Origin of the sequence: Pseudomonas sp. FP215, from assembly GCF_030687795.1 — a bacterium.
GTDB classification, from domain to species: domain Bacteria; phylum Pseudomonadota; class Gammaproteobacteria; order Pseudomonadales; family Pseudomonadaceae; genus Aquipseudomonas; species Aquipseudomonas salmasensis.
On the sequence record NZ_CP117447.1, the window covers coordinates 5,698,518 to 5,717,757 of the forward strand.

Annotated in this window: 13 protein-coding genes; 7 read left to right on the forward strand and 6 right to left on the reverse strand. The window is 60.9% G+C overall.

Annotated elements, in window-relative coordinates; translation table 11 throughout:
* Window positions 1-207: 207 nt before the first annotated feature.
* On the reverse strand, window positions 208-2,646 hold the full coding sequence (locus tag PSH76_RS25830; RefSeq protein WP_003194272.1) for a Lon protease family protein: 2,439 nt from the start codon (window positions 2,644-2,646) through the stop codon (window positions 208-210).
* A gap of 263 nt (window positions 2,647-2,909) precedes the next feature.
* On the opposite strand from PSH76_RS25830, the gene PSH76_RS25835 reads away from it, so the two are divergent.
* From PSH76_RS25835 to PSH76_RS25850, 4 genes are all read left to right on the forward strand, one after another.
* On the forward strand, window positions 2,910-3,398 hold the full coding sequence (locus tag PSH76_RS25835) for a DUF3015 domain-containing protein (RefSeq protein ID WP_010206666.1): 489 nt from the start codon (window positions 2,910-2,912) through the stop codon (window positions 3,396-3,398).
* A 90-nt stretch (window positions 3,399-3,488) separates the two neighbouring features.
* Window positions 3,489-5,342, forward strand: coding sequence for a DUF4105 domain-containing protein (locus tag PSH76_RS25840; RefSeq protein WP_305493117.1), 1,854 nt, complete (start codon window positions 3,489-3,491; stop codon window positions 5,340-5,342).
* Window positions 5,343-5,601: 259 nt separating this feature from the next.
* Complete coding sequence (locus PSH76_RS25845; RefSeq protein WP_305493118.1) at window positions 5,602-5,958, forward strand: hypothetical protein; 357 nt, start codon at window positions 5,602-5,604, stop codon at window positions 5,956-5,958.
* A gap of 95 nt (window positions 5,959-6,053) precedes the next feature.
* The gene (locus PSH76_RS25850) at window positions 6,054-6,551 is read left to right on the forward strand and encodes a GreA/GreB family elongation factor (RefSeq protein ID WP_305493119.1); all 498 of its coding nucleotides are present in this window, start codon (window positions 6,054-6,056) and stop codon (window positions 6,549-6,551) included.
* Here the strand turns inward: PSH76_RS25850 and gdhA are convergent.
* Window positions 6,548-7,885 carry an NADP-specific glutamate dehydrogenase gene (gene gdhA, locus PSH76_RS25855; RefSeq protein ID WP_034126961.1) on the reverse strand — a complete coding sequence of 446 codons (1,338 nt, stop codon included), beginning with the start codon at window positions 7,883-7,885 and terminating at the stop codon, window positions 6,548-6,550. The genes PSH76_RS25850 and gdhA overlap by 4 nt on opposite strands.
* 302 nt (window positions 7,886-8,187) lie before the next feature.
* Entirely contained in the window at window positions 8,188-9,381 is a 1,194-nt protein-coding gene (locus PSH76_RS25860; RefSeq protein WP_305493120.1) for an MFS transporter, read from the reverse strand.
* Window positions 9,382-9,476: 95 nt separating this feature from the next.
* Here PSH76_RS25860 and PSH76_RS25865 point away from each other — a divergent pair, with 95 nt between their 5' ends.
* Window positions 9,477-10,406, forward strand: a complete 930-nt coding sequence (locus tag PSH76_RS25865; RefSeq protein WP_305493121.1) for a LysR family transcriptional regulator — start codon at window positions 9,477-9,479, stop codon at window positions 10,404-10,406.
* A gap of 66 nt (window positions 10,407-10,472) precedes the next feature.
* Here the strand turns inward: PSH76_RS25865 and ettA are convergent, their stop codons facing one another.
* Window positions 10,473-12,137, reverse strand: a complete 1,665-nt coding sequence (gene ettA, locus PSH76_RS25870; protein ID WP_014720011.1) for an energy-dependent translational throttle protein EttA — start codon at window positions 12,135-12,137, stop codon at window positions 10,473-10,475.
* Window positions 12,138-12,423: 286 nt separating this feature from the next.
* Here ettA and PSH76_RS25875 point away from each other — a divergent pair, with 286 nt between their 5' ends.
* Together PSH76_RS25875 and glyA are read left to right on the forward strand one after the other, a co-directional pair.
* Window positions 12,424-16,275 carry a bifunctional diguanylate cyclase/phosphodiesterase gene (locus PSH76_RS25875; RefSeq protein ID WP_278915173.1) on the forward strand — a complete coding sequence of 1,284 codons (3,852 nt, stop codon included), beginning with the start codon at window positions 12,424-12,426 and terminating at the stop codon, window positions 16,273-16,275.
* Between the two features lie 258 nt (window positions 16,276-16,533).
* The gene (gene glyA / locus PSH76_RS25880; protein ID WP_003194304.1) at window positions 16,534-17,787 is read left to right on the forward strand and encodes a serine hydroxymethyltransferase; all 1,254 of its coding nucleotides are present in this window, start codon (window positions 16,534-16,536) and stop codon (window positions 17,785-17,787) included.
* Window positions 17,788-17,913: 126 nt separating this feature from the next.
* On the opposite strand, the gene yjiA is transcribed toward glyA, so the two are convergent.
* Both yjiA and PSH76_RS25890 read right to left on the reverse strand, forming a co-directional pair.
* Window positions 17,914-18,873 carry a GTPase gene (yjiA, locus tag PSH76_RS25885; RefSeq protein ID WP_305493122.1) on the reverse strand — a complete coding sequence of 320 codons (960 nt, stop codon included), beginning with the start codon at window positions 18,871-18,873 and terminating at the stop codon, window positions 17,914-17,916.
* Window positions 18,874-19,029: 156 nt separating this feature from the next.
* Window positions 19,030-19,227 carry a YbdD/YjiX family protein gene (locus PSH76_RS25890; protein ID WP_003194308.1) on the reverse strand — a complete coding sequence of 66 codons (198 nt, stop codon included), beginning with the start codon at window positions 19,225-19,227 and terminating at the stop codon, window positions 19,030-19,032.
* Window positions 19,228-19,240 lie beyond the last annotated feature (13 nt).

Genomic DNA, 19,240 nt, shown 5'->3' on the forward strand with positions numbered 1-19,240 from the left:
AGATCACTGTGGGAGCTGGCTTGCCTTAGTGCCAGTCAGTCAAGGCTTTTTTGTAGGAGCGAGCTTGCTCGCGAAAAACTCACAGGCGCCGCGTTCATTCAGCAAGCACGCGTTATCGTTGACGTTTTTCGCGAGCAAGCTCGCTCCTACAAAAGGCGATGACCGCTTAACTGACTTGCCTTAAGGCAAGCCAGCTCCCAACAGCAATCAGGTCGGCTTGGCTTCTGCCAACGCCTGCTGCGCCAGCTCTTTTTCCGCCTCCTTCAAATCCTCCTCGCTGATCATTTCGGCAATCGCCCGCAAGCGCTCCACCACCCGCGCATTCACGGTGCCTTCCGGGAACTGCCCCTCGGCGTCCGGCTCACCGGCATCCTCGCCCACCAGCAGGCTCAACGCCTCATCCGCCTGGCGCACCGCATAGATATGGAATTGCCCGGCACGCACGGCCTGCAACACCTTCTCGTCGAGCATCAGCGTGGCCACGTTGGCTTGAGGGATGATCGCCCCTTGCTCACCGGTCAACCCGCGAGCTTCGCAGAGGCGGAAGAAGCCTTCGATCTTCTCGTTGACCCCGCCCACCGCCTGCACTTCACCAAACTGGTTGATCGAGCCGGTGATCGCAAAGCATTGCTTGAGCGGCGTCTTCGACAAGGCCGAGATCAAGGTGCATGCCTCGCCCAGAGAAGCGCTGTCGCCGTCCACATACCCGTAGGACTGCTCCAGGGCGATACTCGCGGAAATCGCCAACGGGAATTCCTGGGCATAGCGGCTGCCCAGGTAACCGGTGAGGATCATCACGCCCTTGGAGTGAATCGGCTGGCCGAGGTTAACTTCGCGCTCGATGTCGACAATGCCGCTGCCGCCCGGGTACACCGTGGCGGAAATCCGCGCCGGTACGCCGAATGCCGAGTCGCCCACCTCCAGCACCGTCAACCCGTTGCACTTGCCCACAGCCGCACCGGCGGTGTCGATGAGGATGACGCCGGCGAGCATGTCGTCGAGAATCCGCGCCGATACGCGGCCGGTGCGCGTGGCCTTGGCCTTGAGGGCGCGCTCGATGTGCCCGGCATCGGTCATCTCGTCGCCCGCCAGGTGGCGAATAAAGTCCGCCTCGCTCACCAGCTGGAACAAATCACCAATACGCGCCGACAAACGGCCCTGATGTTCGGCCAGACGTGCGCTGTAAGTCGCCAAGCGCGCCACCGCGTCCGAGGTGAGCGGCGCCATGCCTTCTTCCGAGGTACGGGTTTTGAGCAACTGGGCGAACTGCTCCAGGCTCTCGTCGACCATCGGGATGTCTTCGTCGAAGTCCACCAGTACGCGGAACATCTCCTGGAAGTCCGGGTCTGCGTCCTGCAAGGCGTAATACAACTGGCGCGAACCGATGATGATCACCTTGACCTGCAAGGGAATCATCTGCGGGTTGAGGGTCACGGTGGCCAGGCGGCCGAGTTCGCCCAGGGGCGATTCCATCTTCAGCTTGCGCGATTGCAGGGAGCGCTTGAGCGCATCCCACACAAACGGCTCGCTGAGCATTTTTTCGGCTTCCAGGATCAGGAAACCGCCGTTGGCGCGGTGCAACGCACCTGGACGCAACTGGCGATAGGTGGTGTAGAGCGCGCCCTGGTCGGTGCTGTATTCGATACGGCCGAACAGGTTGTCGTAGGTCGGGTGCGGTTCAAACACCACCGGCGCGCCACCGTTGACCGAGTGGCCTACCACCAGGCTCGGGCAGTATTGCTCTTCGAGCAGCTTGCGCGCCTGGGCGTCGGTCTTGGCGTCGTCCACCAATTGCTCGACCACGGTTTTGAGCAGGTACACCTGCATGGCTTGCAGGTAGCCACACACGCCGGCATTTTCTGCGTATTTTTCCGACAACGGCGCCAGCAAAGGCTGTAGGGCCAGGGTGATGGTTTCTTCGTTGAACTGGCGCAGTTGGTTGTTGGACTCGCGCTTCCACTGCGGCAGGCTGGCCAGCTCTTCGTTGAGGCGTTCTTCCAGCTCGGAGATATCGGTGTGGAAGCGCTCGCGATCGGCTTCCGGCAGTTGCGAAAACTCGGCTTCGTCCAGCGCCTTGCCGTCGAGCATCGGCGTGAAGGCGATGTTGGAGCTGTCGCGGTACAGCGCCACGTCTTTTTCCAGGGCCAGGCGCTCGATCACGTCCAGCGCTTTGTCGTAGCGCTGGTTGAACGCCCGGTCGATGGCGCTTTTACGCTGTTGATACGTCGGGTGTTCGAACACTGCCGGGAAGGTGGCGACCAGGTTATCGACCAGGGCGTTGATATCGGCGATAAACGCCGCAGCGGCGCCACCCGGCAATTCCAGGGCGCGGGGCTCGCGGGGCTCGTCGAAATTATTCACATAAACCCAGTCCGCCGGGGTTTGCAGGCGCTTGCCTTCGGCTTTCAGGTAGCGTTTGACGAACGAAAAGCGGCCGGTGCCCGGCTCGCCCATGACAAACACGTTGTAACCGGGGCGTGGCATGGCCACGCCGAACTGCAAGGCTTCAACCGCACGTTCCTGGCCAAGCACACCGCGAAAGGGCTCCAAATCATTGGTGGTCGAGAAGCTGAACTGTTCAGCGGAGAAAGGGCGAGTCAGCGCTTCGGGCGCTAGACGCAAGCTGGCAGCAACAGGATCAGGCATCGGGCTTCCTTACATCAGGCGGGGCAGATGGGGCATTCTGGCTCCCGGTTGAGCGCTCTGGCAAGGCGCGCTTTCGGGAAAGCATAGACACGGCACGCGTCCTACAAAAAAATCGCCCGCCACTGAATGTTTATAAAAAAACACGGAACCCTGGGAACGTGCCTAAACTCCAAACTGCGCGGGTTGGACTAATAACTGGCCCCTAGGGTGCGTTGAGCACCTGAACCCTTGTCCATTGGTTTGCACACAAAGAGAACAAAGCTATGAAACGGATCCTTCTTGGTACTCTCTTCACCGTCGTCTCCCTCAATGCAATGGCAGAAGCACCAGGTGGCCCGAACTGCGGTTGGGGCAACATGTTGTTTGAAGGCCAGCGCGGTACTCCGGCCCACTTCCTCGCCTCCACCACCAACGGTACTTCGGGTAACGCCACCTTCGGCATGACCTCGGGCACCAACGGTTGCAGCACCAACAGCGCCCTGTCCTACGGCGGCAAGTCCTGGATTGCCATGAATGGCATGATGAACGAGCTGTCCGAAGACATGGCCAAAGGCAACGGCGAAGCGCTGACCACCTACGCGGTGGTACTGGGTGTTGCCCCTGAAGATCGCGAGCACTTCGCGGCTGTGACCCATGAACACTTCCAGCAGATCTTCAGCAAGGCTGACGTGACCGCTGACGACGTGCACAACAACACCATTGCTGTACTGAAAAGCGATGCCCGTCTGGCGAAATACGCAACCCAGGCTTAAGCTCGACCTGCCCGCGCCTTTCGAGGCGCGGGTACTATTTTTGGACCCGCCTCCCCTTTGGGTCTCACTTTTTTGACTTAAGTTGCCCCTATGCTCAAACGCTTTGCCTGGTTGGCACTCTTCGCCTGCGCCCCGCTGTACGCGGCCCCGCACCTTGATGATCAACGTTTGCAGCAACTGGCCAATGATCCGTTCTGGCTGTCGCTGGGGCACTACGAAGCCGGCAAAGTCAGTGGCTGGCGCAGCTATGTCAGCGACAAGAAATTCTTCCTCGCTCCCGATGGCGCACACCATCCGGATGCGGAACTCAAGGCCACCGTTGATGCGCTGTACGCACCGGCCAGCCTGGGTGAAAAGCACGCCCAATGTGTTTACCCCGCACGTACCCGCTGGCTCAAGGCGCAGTTGCAACTCAACGACCTGCCCGCCCTGGAATGCAAAGAGTTCACCCAGTGGTTCAAGGACGTCGCGCCCCATAGTGCGGTGATGATCTTCCCGGCGGCCTACCTCAACAGCCCGTCGTCGATGTTCGGCCACACCCTGCTGCGCATCGACCAGGCCGACGTGCAAAGCAACAACACCGCGCTGCTCAGCTATGCGATCAACTTCGGTGCCTATATCGAAGGCTCCGACAACAGCATCCTCTATGCCTGGAAGGGCCTGATGGGCGGTTACCCCGGCCTGTTCGCCCTGGTGCCTTACCAGGAAAAACTCTCGGAATACCGTAGCCTCGAAAACCGCGATTTGTGGGAGTACCGCCTGAACCTCACCGAGGTCGAGACCAAGCGCATGGTCGAGCACGTGTGGGAGCTCAAGCAGATCCAATTCGACTACTTCTTCTTCGACGAAAACTGCTCCTACCGCCTGCTCGAACTGCTGCAAGTCGCCCGCCCCGGCCTGCGCCTGACCGAACAGTTCCCGCTCACCGCGATCCCTACCGACACGGTCAAAGCGGTAAAAGACGCAGGGCTGGTAGAGAAGATCGACTATCGCCCATCCCGTGAACGTGAACTGCTGGAACGCGCCAAGCCACTCGATAGCGATGAGCAACAGTGGGTGCTGAAAATCAGCGATGACCAAAAGCAATTGCAGGAACCTGCATTCAAAGCCCTGCCCCGCGAGCGCCAGGCACTGATCGTGGACGCCGCTTACCGCCTGGGCCGCTACCGCGCCAACGGTTTGGAACGCGATGCGACACGCTCCCAACGCAGCTTCGAACTGCTGCGCGCAATCAACCAGAACCCGGCGCCAGACCTGAAGATCACCCCGCCTGGCCTGCCGGAAAACGGCCATGAGTCGCGCACCTGGCAAGCCGGCATCGGCACCCGCGGCGACAAAGCCTTCGGCGAATACGGCCTGCGCATGGCGTATCACGACCTCAACGACAACGCCGAAGGCTTCCCCCTGGGCGCGCAGATCGAAATTTTGCAAATGAAATTGCGCCAATACGAGGGCAATCACTGGCAGCTCCAGCAACTGGACCTGGCCACCATCCGCTCGCTGACGCCGCGCAATGCGCTGCTGCAACCCTGGTCGTGGCAAGTCACCGGCGGCCTGGAACGCGTGCCGGGCAAACACGACGACGAAACCCTGGTCGCCCACGTCAACGGCGGCGCCGGTGGCACCTGGCAACTCTCCGACGACATGCTCGGCTTCGCCCTCGGCACCGTGCGCGTGGAGCACAACAACGACTTCAGCGAAGCCATCTCCCCTGCGGCCGGGTTCAACACCGGCGTGCTGTGGAAAAACCCGTTGGGCAACCTGAGCCTGGAAGCCAAGGGCGACTTCTTCACCAACGGCGAAGTGCGGCGCAGCATCAGCCTCAACCAGCAATGGGAACTGTCACGCAACCTGGGCCTGCGCCTGAGTGCCCAGCGTGAGTACAGCCACCTGTCCACGCCGGTAAATGAAGTGATGCTTGAAGTGAAGTGGTACCACTACTGACGCAGCCTGGTAAAAATCAAAAGCTAGGCGGCGCTCGCTCTCTGTAGGAGCGAGCTTGCTCGCGAAAAACGTCAACGATAACGTGTGCTTCCTGGATAAACGCGGCGTTTGTGAGTTTTTCGCGAGCAAGCTCGCTCCTACAGTTGGTTTGCACTTGACCAAAAGTCCGGCACATCCCTCTGACACCCCTTTCACATACAGCTGACAAATCCCCTTCTAGACTCTCCTTATCAGCCGTAAAACGGCCAGGGAGTACGCCATGTGGCGGTATGCGGTCATGCTGTGCGCGGTGGTGGGGTTGTCGGGTTGCCAGTCAACCCATCAGGAATTACTGGCCAAAGGTTATCCACCGGCCTTCGCCGACGGTTTTGACGACGGTTGCAGCAGCGGTCGCCAGGCCGCTGGGGTGATTACCGGGGAGTTTCGCAAGAATGTGCCGCGCTATCTGAAAGACCGGCCATACGCCGAAGGTTGGGAAGATGGGTTTCGTCAGTGCAAGGCCATGCGCGAGAGCCAGGAACTGCGCGATTACGAGGAAAACCGCAGGGACGACCGCGAACACGATTGGCAGCAGGAAAAAGATCGCGACGCCGCCAAAGCCTATCGCTTGCGCTGATCGTGACGCGGAGCGTCACAGGATGCATTCCCACGCGCAGCGTGGGAACGATCAGCCCGCGAACGTGGCCCAACTTCCATAGGAAGGAGAACGCCATGAGCCGAGCTTTTGTAAATGAAGACAACGCGGCGGCACAGGCCGATCAGCCGGTGGAACGCCAGGTCAGCGAGCAGCCCAACCGCCTGACGGCGCAAGGGTTGGCGCAGTTGCAGGCCAAGGTGGCGCAGTTACACGCGGAGCACAGCGACGAAGCCGCCAAGGGCGAGCAAGCTGATAAACAGCGCCAGGCCGACCTTGAGCGGGATTTACGCTACTTCAACCAGCGGGTGCAAAGCGCCCAGGTAGTCGTGCCGGCCACGTCCACCGACAAGGTACAGATCGGCAGTTGGGTCACGTTCGCCAACGAGCAGGACGAACAGCAGCGCATCCAGTTAGTCGGGGAAGACCAAGCCGATGCCAACGCAGGTTTGATCAATTGGGGCTCACCCCTGGGCCGTGCCTTGTTGGGCGCCCAAGTGGGCGACGAGGTGCTGTGGCAGCGCCCCGTCGGCGATCAGTTGATCGAAGTGTTACGCGTCGAACCCGAGATTTAAACGATGCCTTGGGCCAGCATCGCGTCAGCCACTTTCACGAAGCCTGCGATGTTGGCGCCCTTGACGTAGTTGATGCGGCCGTTTTCTTCACCGTAATGCACGCAGGCATGGTGGATCGACTGCATGATGTTGTGCAGCTTGCTGTCCACTTCGCCTGCGGTCCACAGCAGGCGCATGGCGTTCTGCGACATTTCCAGGCCGCTCACCGCCACACCACCGGCGTTGGACGCTTTGCCCGGCGCAAACAGGATGCCCGCGTCGATAAAGATATCCACAGCCTCCAAGGTGGTCGGCATGTTGGCGCCTTCGGCCACGCAGAGGCAGCCGTTGCGCAGCAAGGTGCGCGCAGCGTCGGCGTCGAGTTCGTTCTGGGTGGCGCACGGCAGCGCGATATCGCAGGCCAGTTCCCACGGCGCTTGGCCTTTGCGGAATTCCAGGCCGAAACGTGTGGCCAGTTCACTGATTCGCCCGCGCTGTACGTTTTTCAGCTCCAACAGGGCGGACCATTGTTCTTCGGTCAAACCGCTTTCGGCGTACAGGGTGCCTTCGGAGTCCGACAGGGAAATGACCTTGCCGCCCAGGTCCATGACCTTGCGCGCCGCGTACTGCGCCACGTTGCCGGAGCCGGACACCGCCACCCGCTTGCCTTCAACACGCTGGCCTTGGCGCTTGAGCATTTCCTCGGCGAAATACACACAGCCAAAACCGGTGGCTTCCGGGCGGATCAAGCTGCCGCCGTAAGTCATGCCCTTGCCGGTCAGCACCGAGGTGAATTGATTGCTCAAGCGTTTGTACTGGCCGAACAGAAAGCCGATTTCCCGCGCGCCCACACCGATGTCGCCGGCCGGTACGTCCACGTCCGCACCGATGTGGCGGTACAGCTCGCTCATGAACGCCTGGCAGAAACGCATCACTTCGGCGTCGCTCTTGCCCTTGGGGTCGAAATCCGAGCCGCCTTTGCCGCCGCCCATGGGCAGCGAGGTCAGGGAGTTTTTGAAGGTCTGTTCGAAGGCGAGGAATTTCAGCACGCCCAGGTTGACCGAAGGGTGAAAGCGCAAGCCGCCTTTGTAGGGCCCAATGGCGCTGTTCATCTGGATACGGAAACCGCGATTGACCTGGACCTTGCCGTGATCATCCACCCACGACACCCGGAACGTGATCGCGCGCTCCGGCTCGCAGATGCGCTCCAGGATGCCCGAGGTCAGATAGTGCGGATTGGCTTCAAGAAAGGGCCACAGGCTGCGTAAAACTTCTTCTACAGCCTGGTGGAATTCCGGTTGGTCCGGGTCGCGTTTCTTGAGGCGGGCAAGGAAGGAATCGACGGATTCGGTCATGAAAAGTCTCGGCAAATTGATTGTTGTTAAACAGAGATTGAGCCGGACTTTATCAATTCGTTTCGCACCGCGACAGGGCAAAATGTCGCCTTTGTGAAATTAAATGGTGCAATAAGTATAAATAACTGCCTTTTTTTGCCCTTAAATGGGGATTTCGCTCTGAGTTTTGCACCAACAGGTAGGCCGTTATCGCAGGCAAGCCAGCTCCCACATGACCGGTGTACTCGATCAAATGTGGGAGCTGGCTTGCCTGCGATAGCGGTGGTGCAGTTACAGATGCATAGTCCTTTATTGGATGAAAATCAGGCCGATTTGCCGCGCTGTCCGGCGACCAGGGCCTGGGGCGTTGCCGGCTTCCAGCCCAGCAGGGCAATCGCCAGCGACAACAGCTGAAAACCTGCGACCAACGCCACGCAGCCCGGCCAGCCCCATTGATTCCAGAGCATGGCCGGGACCACAGCGCCGGCGCTGCCGCCCAGGTAATAGCCGGTCAGGTACAACCCCACGGCGCCGGACTTGTCCGGGCCTGCCGTGGTGGCGATATAGGCATTGGCGGATGCCTGCGCCAGGAATACGCCGGTCGAGCTCAGGGCCAGCCCCAGCACGATCAGCCACAGGGACGGCAACAATGTCAGCGCCGAGCCACAGATGCCGAGCGCCACAGCGCCGGTCAGTAACTGCGATTGTGGGCGCGATTTGCTCAAGCGACCCGCAACAGGAATGACCACCAGCGCCAGTAGGAACACCGCATACAAAGTGCCCAAGGCCGCAGCGCCCAGGTTGAACGGGGCCTGGCTGAGATACAGCCCGGCATAGGTAAAGGTTGCGACTTGTGAGAACAGCACACAAAAACCGACGCCATAAGCCGCCAGCAAGGGTTTGCGCAGAAGCCGGCGCACCCCGCGCATGCCCACGGCCGCAACGCCGGGCCGCGCCACCGGGTTGGCCGGCAACAGCCACACAATCAGCAGGCCGACCAGCAGGCTGATCACCGCCAACAGTTCGAAGGCTTCGCGCCAGCCCACATATTGGGTCATGACACCCGAGACAAAGCGCCCGGCAAACCCTCCGAGCACCGTACCCGCGACGTACAAACTGGTGATCTCGGTAACGCTGGCCGCACGCCAGCGATCGCCGATATAGGCCACGCTGGTGGCGAACACCACGGGGATCAACATCCCTTCGACAAAACGCCACACCAGCAACTCGGCAAAGCTGTCTACATAGGCCGTCAGCAGCGTCGGCAGCGCCAGCAGCAACGCGGCCACGGCAATCACCGTGCGTTGCTCGAAACGTCCGGTCAGACGCCCGACAAACGGCGCGGTCAGCGCCACGGCCAGCGTGGTCACCGTGATGCTCCACCCTGCCTGCCGGGCGCTCACCTGGAAGCTTTCGGCAAACGCAGGCAGGATGCTCTGTGTCGCATAAAGATTCAGAAACGCCGCACAGCCACACAGGAACACGGCGAAGCGGGCGTGAGGCAAGCGCGGGTTCATGTGATCTCTCGTCTTATAGTCGAGGATGTTTATAGAATACCCAGCGCAGGGAATACCAATACCGAATTCGGACCGATCAATACCCAGGAAACAGAATGCTTGATCTACGCAAGTTACGTTACTTCCTGACGGTCGCCGAAGAGCTGCACTTCGGCCGTGCGGCCCAGCGCCTGCACCTTGCCCAACCGCCCCTGACGCGGCAGATCTCGGCCCTGGAAACCGAGCTTGGCTTTCGCCTGTTCGACCGCACCAGCCGCACGGTCACACTGACCGCCCAAGGCCAGCACTTTTTGCCCTATGCCCGCGCGGCGCTGGAGCACGCCAGGCTTGCACAAGACATCGCCGCCAAGCTGGCTGCCGGCTCGACCGGCCAACTGGTCGTAGGCTATGCCAGCTCGATCGCCCTGTCGGAACTCTTCAGCCAAACCCTGCAAGCCTTCGCCCAGCGTTTTCCCGATGTGCAACTGACCCTGGTGGAGAGCGCTTCCGGTAGCCTGCACACGCACGTGCTGGACGGGCGCATCGACGTCGGCATGAGCCGCCTACTGCCGGAGGCTGGGCAAACCGGCGTCGAGGCTTTGTCCTTGGGGCAAGAACCGCTGGTGGCGGCGCTTTGCAGCGACAACCTGCTGGCGGACCAGGACGAAGTCACCCTCGCCCAGCTCAGTGAGTACCCGTTGATTCTGTTCCCCAGCGACTACGGTTCGGGCCTCAACGGCTCCATCGAGCACCTGTATCAACGCCGCGGCCTGGCGCTGCGCCCGGGCCCTGCGGGGCGCCAGATCACCTCGATCATCGCCCTGGTGGCGGCAGGCCAAGGTGTCTCGCTCGTGCCCCAGTGCACCCGCACCCTGGCCAGGGAAGGCGTGGTCTACCGCCCCTTGGCAGACCCCGAAGCCTGGGTACACCTGCTGATACTCACGCGCTCACCGTCACGCTCATTGTTGGTCGAGGCGTTTATGGGGGTGGTCGAAGAATTGCTGCGCAGCCGCCCGGCCCTGGCGCCCACGACGCTTCCGGCATAACGCGGGCAAAAAAATACCCCTGCGTGAGGGGTATTTTTTCAACAGGCTGTTGCGGCTATTGCAGCATCAGGCCAGTTTTTTGTGACGCACACGGTGCGGCTGGGCAGCGGCCTCACCCAAGCGCTTCTTACGGTCGGCTTCGTACTCGGTGTAGTTGCCTTCGAAGAACACCGCTTGGGAGTCATCTTCGTACGCCAGGATGTGGGTCGCGACGCGGTCAAGGAACCACCGATCGTGAGAGATCACAATGGCGGCGCCCGGGAAGTCCAGCAGGGCTTCTTCCAGGGAACGCAGGGTTTCAACGTCGAGGTCGTTGGACGGTTCGTCGAGCAGCAGGACGTTGCCGCCTTCTTTCAGGGTCAGGGCCAGGTGCAAGCGACCGCGCTCACCACCGGACAAGTCCTTGACGAACTTCTGCTGGTCGCCGCCTTTGAAGTTGAAACGACCGACGTAGGTGCGCGACGGGATTTCATAGTTGCCGATGCGGATCTGGTCGGAACCGTCGGAGATCTGCTGGAACACGGTCTTGCTGCCGTCCAGGTCGTCGCGGCTCTGGTCCACACAGGCCAGTTGCACGGTGTCACCGATCTCGATGCTGCCCGAGTCCGGGGTTTCCTTGCCCATCAGCATGCGGAACAGTGTGGATTTACCCGCACCGTTACCACCGATAACGCCGACGATCGCGCCTTTTGGCATGGCGAACGACAGGTTGTCGATCAGCACGCGGTCGCCATAGCCTTTGGTGACGTTCTTGAACTCGATGACCTTGTCACCCAGGCGCGGGCCAGCCGGGATGTAGATCTCGTTGGTCTCGCTGCGCTTCTGGAATTCCTGCGACTGCATTTCTTCAAAGCGTTGCAGACGAGCCTTGGATTTGGACTGACGGGCCTTGGCGCCTTTGCGCACCCACTCCAGTTCTTCCTTCATGGCTTTTTCGTGGGCCGATTGCTGCTTGGATTCGGCGGCCAGACGGTCGGACTTGGCTTCCAGCCAACCGGAGTAGTTGCCCTCGTAAGGGATACCGGCGCCGCGGTCGAGTTCGAGGATCCAGCCGGCGACGTTGTCCAGGAAGTAACGGTCGTGCGTGATCGCAACCACGGTGCCTGGGAAGTCGTGGAGGAAATGCTCCAGCCAGGCGACGGAATCGGCGTCCAGGTGGTTGGTCGGTTCGTCGAGCAGCAGCATGTCAGGGGCCGACAGCAGCAGGCGGCACAGGGCCACACGACGCTTCTCACCACCGGACAGGTGCTCAACCTTGGCGTCCCAGGCTGGCAGGCGCAGCGCATCGGCGGCGACTTCCAGTTGGCGCTCCAGGTTGTGGCCATCGCCCGCTTGCAGGATCGCTTCAAGCTTGGCCTGTTCGGCGGCCAGCTTGTCGAAGTCGGCATCCGGTTCGGCGTAGGCAGCGTACACCTCGTCGAGGCGCGCCTGGGCGTCCTTGATCACGCTGACGGCCTCTTCGACCACTTCACGCACGGTCTTGGTCGGGTCCAGGATCGGCTCTTGCGGCAGGTAACCGATGTTCAGGTCCGGCATCGGGCGCGCTTCGCCTTCGAACTCGGTGTCGACGCCTGCCATGATTTTCAGCAGGGTGGATTTACCCGAACCGTTGAGGCCGAGCACGCCGATCTTGGCGCCTGGGAAGAAGGACAGCGAAATGTTTTTCAGGATTTCCCGCTTCGGCGGAACAACTTTTCCCAGCCGATGCATGGTGAAGACGTATTGAGCCATGGTGAACCTAGCGTCAGTGACTGATGAATTAAGCGGACGAAGCCCGTGCCAGGCCATGCGCCGCGCGGGCCTTTGACTATCATCAATGCCAGCGAGCAAAAAAAAGCCTGAATGTCTGGGGCTGGAACGCCCCCGCGTAACCGGCAAAGCTACCTGAATGCGCTGGGGCAGTCCAGCCAGGCAGGACTGGCACTTTGCCACAACTCAAGGCATGCTAGCCGCCCTTCGGGCGTCCGGCTTATAGTGCACGTCGCGCGCCAGTCCAGCCAAACCGCAGGATCACAGTTTGTCCAACGTCACGCCGCCCACGCCCTTGCGCGCCGCTCATATTGCGCCGGGAGCGCCCCTGCACGGCACCTTGAAAGGCGCGTTGGCGACGCTTGTCCTGCTGTTGCTCGCCTTATTGTTCTGGCAGTTGCTTGACCAACTGCAGCAAAACCAGAAAAACCAACAGCAATACACCATCGACTACAGCGCCGACCTGGCCGAGCAGATCAGCCAGAACATGGCCCTGAGCGCGCAGATCGCCCTGAACCTGCTGCCCATCCTCGAACCACCGCGCACTGCCGAACAGCAACAGGCCTTGATGCGCTCCCTGCAGCGCTCCTTGCCAGACTTGCGCAGCTTCGCCCTGCTCGCCCCCAGCGGCGCCCTGATCAGCGACACCGCCCAAGGCAGCCGAGACAGTGCCCTGCTCGAAGACCTGGTCAAGCGCAGTCACGCCCAGTCCTACTACCTGAGCAACGACAATGACGGCACGGTCATCTATCTGTTGCTGCACCAACCCAGCGGTGGCTCCAAGGTGTACTGGGCCTTGCGCCTGGCGCCCAATTATCTGGCCAACCTCACGCGCCAGGATGTCCAGGGCCAACGCCCGATGTGGGCGATCGAGAACAACCTGAACCACCGTGTGGTCAGCCGTGACAGCGGGATGCCGGCGCAGTGGTCCGGCGCCCTGACGCCGGAAGAATTGAACCGCAGCGTGCTGGTCACGCCGTTGAGCAAAAGCGATTGGCAACTGCGCGGCATGTTTGACCGCGGTGCGGTGCTGGAACAGCTGCTGCCGGCCTTTATCGGCAAGTGCCTGCTCGGCCTGGCGTTTTCGCTGATCCCGGTGATCGTGCTGCTCAACATGCGCCGCCGCCAACGCCAGGTGAATGAAGGCCGGCGGCGCTATCAGGACATCTTCGAAGGCACCGGCGTGGCCTTGTGCGTGCTGGACCTGTCGGGGCTCAAGGCGTTTTGCGACAAAACCCAGGTGCAAAGCCGCGAGCAGTTGCACGCTTGGTTGCAGGCCAACCCCACGCAGCGCAAGCAACTGCTCAAGGAGTTGCGCGTCACCGAGGTCAACCAGATGGCCGTGCGCCTGCTGAACGTCGCGTCCTGCGAGCAAGCCTGGGAGCGCCTGATCGATGATTGCCCGAGCAATGCTACGTCCATCGGCTATCAGGTGCTGGAAGCCGTACTGACCCGGCAAAAACAGCTGGAGCTGGAAATCCAGCTCAACGACGTGGCCGGCAACGAACAGTACCTGTGGCTGGTGATGCGTTTGCCGGAGCAGCAAGATGACGTCAAGGCGGTGATCCTCAGCATCAGCGACATCACCAGCCGCAAGCTGATCGAGTTGTCGCTGGTGGAGCGTGAAAGCTTCTGGTCGGATGTGGTGCGCACCGTGCCCGATCACCTGTATGTGCAGGACGTGATCAGCCAGCGCATGATTTTCAGCAACCATCATCTGGGCCACACCCTGGGCTACAACAAAGCCGAACTGCAGCAAATGGGCGAGTACTTCTGGGAAATCCTGCTGCACCCCGAAGACGCCGAGCATTATCACGACTTGCGCCAGCAGCAACGCCAAGCCGCTTATACGACCCAATTGCACTGCCAACTGCGCTTTCGCCACCGCAATAACCAGTGGCGCCGCTTCGATATCCGCGAGCAGGCCCTGGCCCGTGATACATCAACGGTGGTCACCCGGATCATCGGCGTGGCCAAGGACATTACCGACCAGATCGAGGCCAGTGAATCGCTGCGCGACAGTGAACAGCGCTACCGGATGCTGGCCGAAAGCATCAGCGACGTGATCTGCTCCACCGACAGCCAACTGGCGCTCAACTACATCAGCCCCTCGGTCAACACCGTGCTGGGCTATGACGTGGACTGGGTGTTCAAGAACGGCTGGCAGTCGATCGTTGCCAACCCTCAGCAGTTGACCGGCATTTACAGCCTGATGGAGCAGGTCAGCCGCGCCCTCGGCAACGCCGAGGCCTTGAACACCTTGCGCGATGAAGTGCAGACCCAACTGTTTCTGTTCGACTGCCTGCGCGCCGACGGGCGCAAGGTGCCGATAGAGCTGCGCCTGGTGCTGGTATGGGATGAACATGGCGCGTTTGAAGGCATCCTCGGCGTGGGCCGCGATATCAGCCAGCAACGCCGCGCCGAAAAAGACCTGCGCATGGCGGCCACGGTATTCGAACACTCGACCTCGGCGATCCTGATCACCGACCCGGCCGGTTATATCGTGCAGGCCAACGAGGCGTTCAGCCGGGTCAGCGGCTATGCGGTGAGCGATGTGCTCGACCAGTTGCCCAATATGCTCACCGTCGATGAGCAGCAGGAAGCCCACCTGCGTTATGTGCTCAAGCAATTGCACCAGCACAGCACCTGGGAAGGCGAGGTGTGGCTCAAGCGTCTCAATGGCGAGCATTACCCGGCCTGGGTCGGCATTACTGCGGTGTTCGACGACGAAGGCGACCTGGCCAGCTACGTGTGTTTCTTCAGCGATATCAGCGAGCGCAAGGCCAGTGAGCAGCGCATCCACCGCCTGGCCTACTACGACGCCCTGACCCACTTGCCCAACCGGACGCTGTTCCAGGACCGCTTGCACACCGCGTTGCAGTCCGCCGAACGGCAGAAGTCGTGGGTGGTGCTGATGTTCCTCGACCTTGACCGCTTCAAGCCGATCAACGACTCCCTCGGCCACGCGGCCGGCGACCGTATGCTCAAGGAAATGGCCACGCGCCTGCTCGGCTGTGTGGCCGAAGACGACACCGTAGCGCGCATGGGCGGCGACGAATTCACCCTGCTTTTGCAACCACGGGTCAGCCGCGAAATGGCGCTGAACCGTGCGATCCATGTGGCCGAGCAGATCCTCGCCAGCCTGGTCAAACCCTTTGTGCTGGAAGGCCGCGAGTTCTTCGTGACCGCCAGTATCGGCATCGCCCTGAGCCCGCAAGACGGCAACGAGCTGAGCCAACTGATGAAAAACGCCGACACGGCGATGTATCACGCTAAAGAACGCGGCAAGAACAACTTCCAGTTCTACCAGGCCGACATGAACGCCAGCGCCCTGGAGCGCCTGGAGCTGGAAAGCGACCTGCGCCACGCCTTGGACCAGAACGAATTCGTGCTGTATTACCAGCCGCAATTCAGCGGCGACGGCAAACGCCTGACCGGCGCCGAAGCCCTGCTTCGCTGGCGCCACCCGCGTCGCGGGCTGGTGCCGCCTGGGGATTTCATCCCGGTATTGGAAGAACTCGGGCTGGTGGTGGATGTGGGCGACTGGGTGATCAGCGAAGCCTGCCGCCAGCTCAAGGCCTGGCACCAGAACAAAGTGCGCGTGCCGAAAGTCTCAGTGAACATTTCGGCGCGGCAGTTCTCCGACGGCCAACTGGGCACGCGCATCGCCACCATCCTCAAGGACACCGGCCTGCCACCGGCGTGCCTGGAGCTGGAGCTGACCGAAAGCATCCTGATGCGCGAAGTCAACGAAGCCCTGCAGATCCTCGCCAGCCTGAAGAACCTGGGCCTGAGCATCGCGGTAGATGACTTTGGCACCGGCTATTCATCGCTCAACTACCTCAAGCAATTCCCCATCGATGTGCTGAAGATCGACCGCACCTTCGTCGACGGCCTGCCCTCGGGTGAGCAGGACGCGCAGATTGCCCGGGCGATCATTGCCATGGCCCACAGCCTGAACCTGGCGGTGATTGCCGAAGGCGTGGAAACCCATGAGCAGTTGGACTTCCTGCGTGAGCATGGCTGTGATGAGGTGCAGGGCTACCTGTTCGGGCGGCCGATGCCGGCGAATCGGTTTGAGGTGCAGTTCAGTAATGATGCCCTCTTCATGTTTGACTGAAAGCTGTGGGGGGCTTAGGTTTTTTTGTAGGAGCGAGCTTGCTCGCGAAAAACTCACAGGCGCCGCGTTCATTCAGGATGCACGCGTTATCGTTGACGTTTTTCGCGAGCAAGCTCGCTCCTACAGATGTACGCCATCACACCCACCACCCCCCAGATGAACCCCACTTGTCCGCGACATGATGTCCTTTCATATGCCATCTAAAACCCATTGGGTTAGAATGCCCTCCTTTTCTGCCCCCGATCCTTGAGGACCGCCATGTTCAGCCGTGATTTGACTATTGCCAAGTACGACGCCGATCTCTTCGCCGCCATGGAGCAAGAAGCCGTGCGCCAGGAAGAGCACATTGAGCTGATCGCTTCGGAAAACTACACCAGCCCTGCGGTGATGGAGGCTCAAGGTTCGGTTCTGACCAACAAGTACGCCGAAGGCTACCCAGGCAAGCGCTACTACGGTGGCTGCGAGTACGTCGACGTGGTTGAGCAGTTGGCCATCGACCGTGCAAAAGAGCTGTTCGGCGCCGATTACGCCAACGTTCAGCCCCACGCCGGCTCCCAAGCCAACAGCGCCGTGTACCTGGCCCTGCTGCAAGGCGGCGACACCATCCTGGGCATGAGCCTGGCCCACGGTGGTCACCTGACCCACGGCGCCACGGTTTCGTCCTCCGGCAAGCTGTACAACGCCGTTCAGTACGGTATCGATGCCAACGGCCTGATCGACTACGACGAAGTTGAGCGTCTGGCCGTCGAACACAAGCCAAAAATGATCGTGGCCGGTTTCTCTGCCTACTCGCAGATCCTGGACTTCCCACGCTTCCGTGAAATCGCCGACAAGGTTGGCGCCTACCTGTTCGTCGACATGGCCCACGTGGCCGGTCTGGTGGCTGCGGGCGTTTACCCGAACCCAGTGCCTTACGCTGACGTGGTCACCACCACGACCCACAAGACCCTGCGCGGTCCACGTGGCGGCCTGATCCTGGCGCGTGCCAACGCCGAGATCGAGAAGAAGCTCAACTCCGCCGTTTTCCCGGGCGCCCAAGGCGGCCCGCTGGAGCACGTGATCGCGGCCAAGGCGATCTGCTTCAAGGAAGCACTGCAGCCTGAGTTCAAGACCTACCAGCAGCAAGTGGTCAAGAACGCCAAGACCATGGCCAGCGTGTTCATCGAGCGCGGCTTTGACGTGGTGTCCGGCGGTACCGAAAACCACCTGTTCCTGCTGTCGCTGATCAAGCAGGACATTTCCGGTAAAGATGCTGACGCTGCCCTGGGCAAAGCCTTCATCACCGTGAACAAAAACTCCGTGCCGAACGACCCACGTTCGCCGTTCGTCACCTCCGGCCTGCGCTTCGGCACTCCGGCAGTGACCACCCGTGGCTTCAAGGAAGCCGAGTGCAAGGAACTGGCCGGCTGGATCTGCGACATCCTGGCAGACCTGAACAACGAAGCCGTGATCGACGCGGTACGTGAGAAGGTCAAGGCCATCTGCAAGAAGCTGCCGGTATACGGCGCGTAATACCAAGAAGCCCACTGTAGGAGCGAGCTTGCTCGCGAAAAACGTCAACGATAACGCGTGCATCTTGGGTGCATGCGTTGCCTGTGAGTTCTTCGCGAGCAAGCTCGCTCCTACAAGTGGGCTTTTTTATGCCTGATAGATCCGCTCAAAGCCTTGGCGGATCTTGTCTTCCGGCAGCTCATCGGCAATAAACACAATCACACTTTCGCGCGCCTCGCCCTCGGCCCATTCGGTATCCCAGTCGAAGCCATAGAGCTTCAACACGCCCTGGAACACCATGCGTCGATCCTCCCCGGCAATATTCAGCACGCCTTTGTAGCGCAGCAGTTGCTTGCCGTGGTCTTCCAGCAGTTCGTTCATGAACTCGCTGAGACGGTCGATATCCAGCGGCTGGTCGGTGCGCAGCACCAGGCTGGAAATACGGTCGACCGAAGGCGCTGCACTGACCGGGCGCAGGCTCATGCCGGCGTTGAGGTTGAAACCGCGCACGTCCAGCAATTGGGCCAAATCAATCTTGCCGTGGTCTACCACGCGAATCGGCGCACGGCGGTTGATGCGGGTGAGGCGCTGGCTGAGGGCGTCGAAGGTAGCGTCGTCTACCAGGTCGCGCTTGCTCACCAACAAGCGGTCGGCAAAGCCGATCTGGGCCTGGGCGATGGTCTGGGTCAGATGATGCTCGGCGTGGGCCGCATCCACCAGGGTGATGATGCCGTCGAGGATATAGCGCTCGCGCAGTTCTTCGTCGATGAAGAAGGTCTGGGCCACCGGTGCGGGGTCGGCCAGGCCGGTGCATTCGATCACCAGGCGGTCGAAGGCGATCTCGCCGCTGTCCAGGCGTTCAAGCAGTAGGTATAGGGCCTTGGTCAGGTCGGTATGGATGGTGCAGCACACGCAGCCGTTGGACAGGGTCATCACTTGCACCGGCTCGTCGCCCAGCAGTTGGGTGTCGATACCGGCGTCACTGAATTCGTTTTCGATCACGGCGATTTTCAAGCCGTGCTCGGCTTTGAGCAGGTGGCGCAGCAAGGTGGTCTTGCCGGCGCCGAGGAAGCCGCTGAGGATGGTGACGGGGATGGGAGAGGACAAAGAGATTCTCCTGAAAAATGGGGACGCAAAAACAACTGTAGGAGCGAGCTTGCTCGCGAAGAACGTCAACGATAACGCGTGCTGTCTGGATGCACGTGGTGTCCTTGGGTTTTTCGCGAGCAAGCTCGCTCCTACAGGTAAGGCAGTTTTACCAACTTAACAGCACTTGGGCCCACCCTTGCCGCCGTAACGGGCTTCCTGGCGTTCCCGGAAGAACGCCTTGTAGTCCATCACCGGCTTGTCCGGGTGTTTGGTTTGCATATGCTCGACGTAAGTGTCGTAGTCGGGCATGCCGACCATCAGGCGGGCGGCCTGACCGAGGTATTTACCGAGGCGACTGATGTCATTGAACATGTTTGCAATCCTC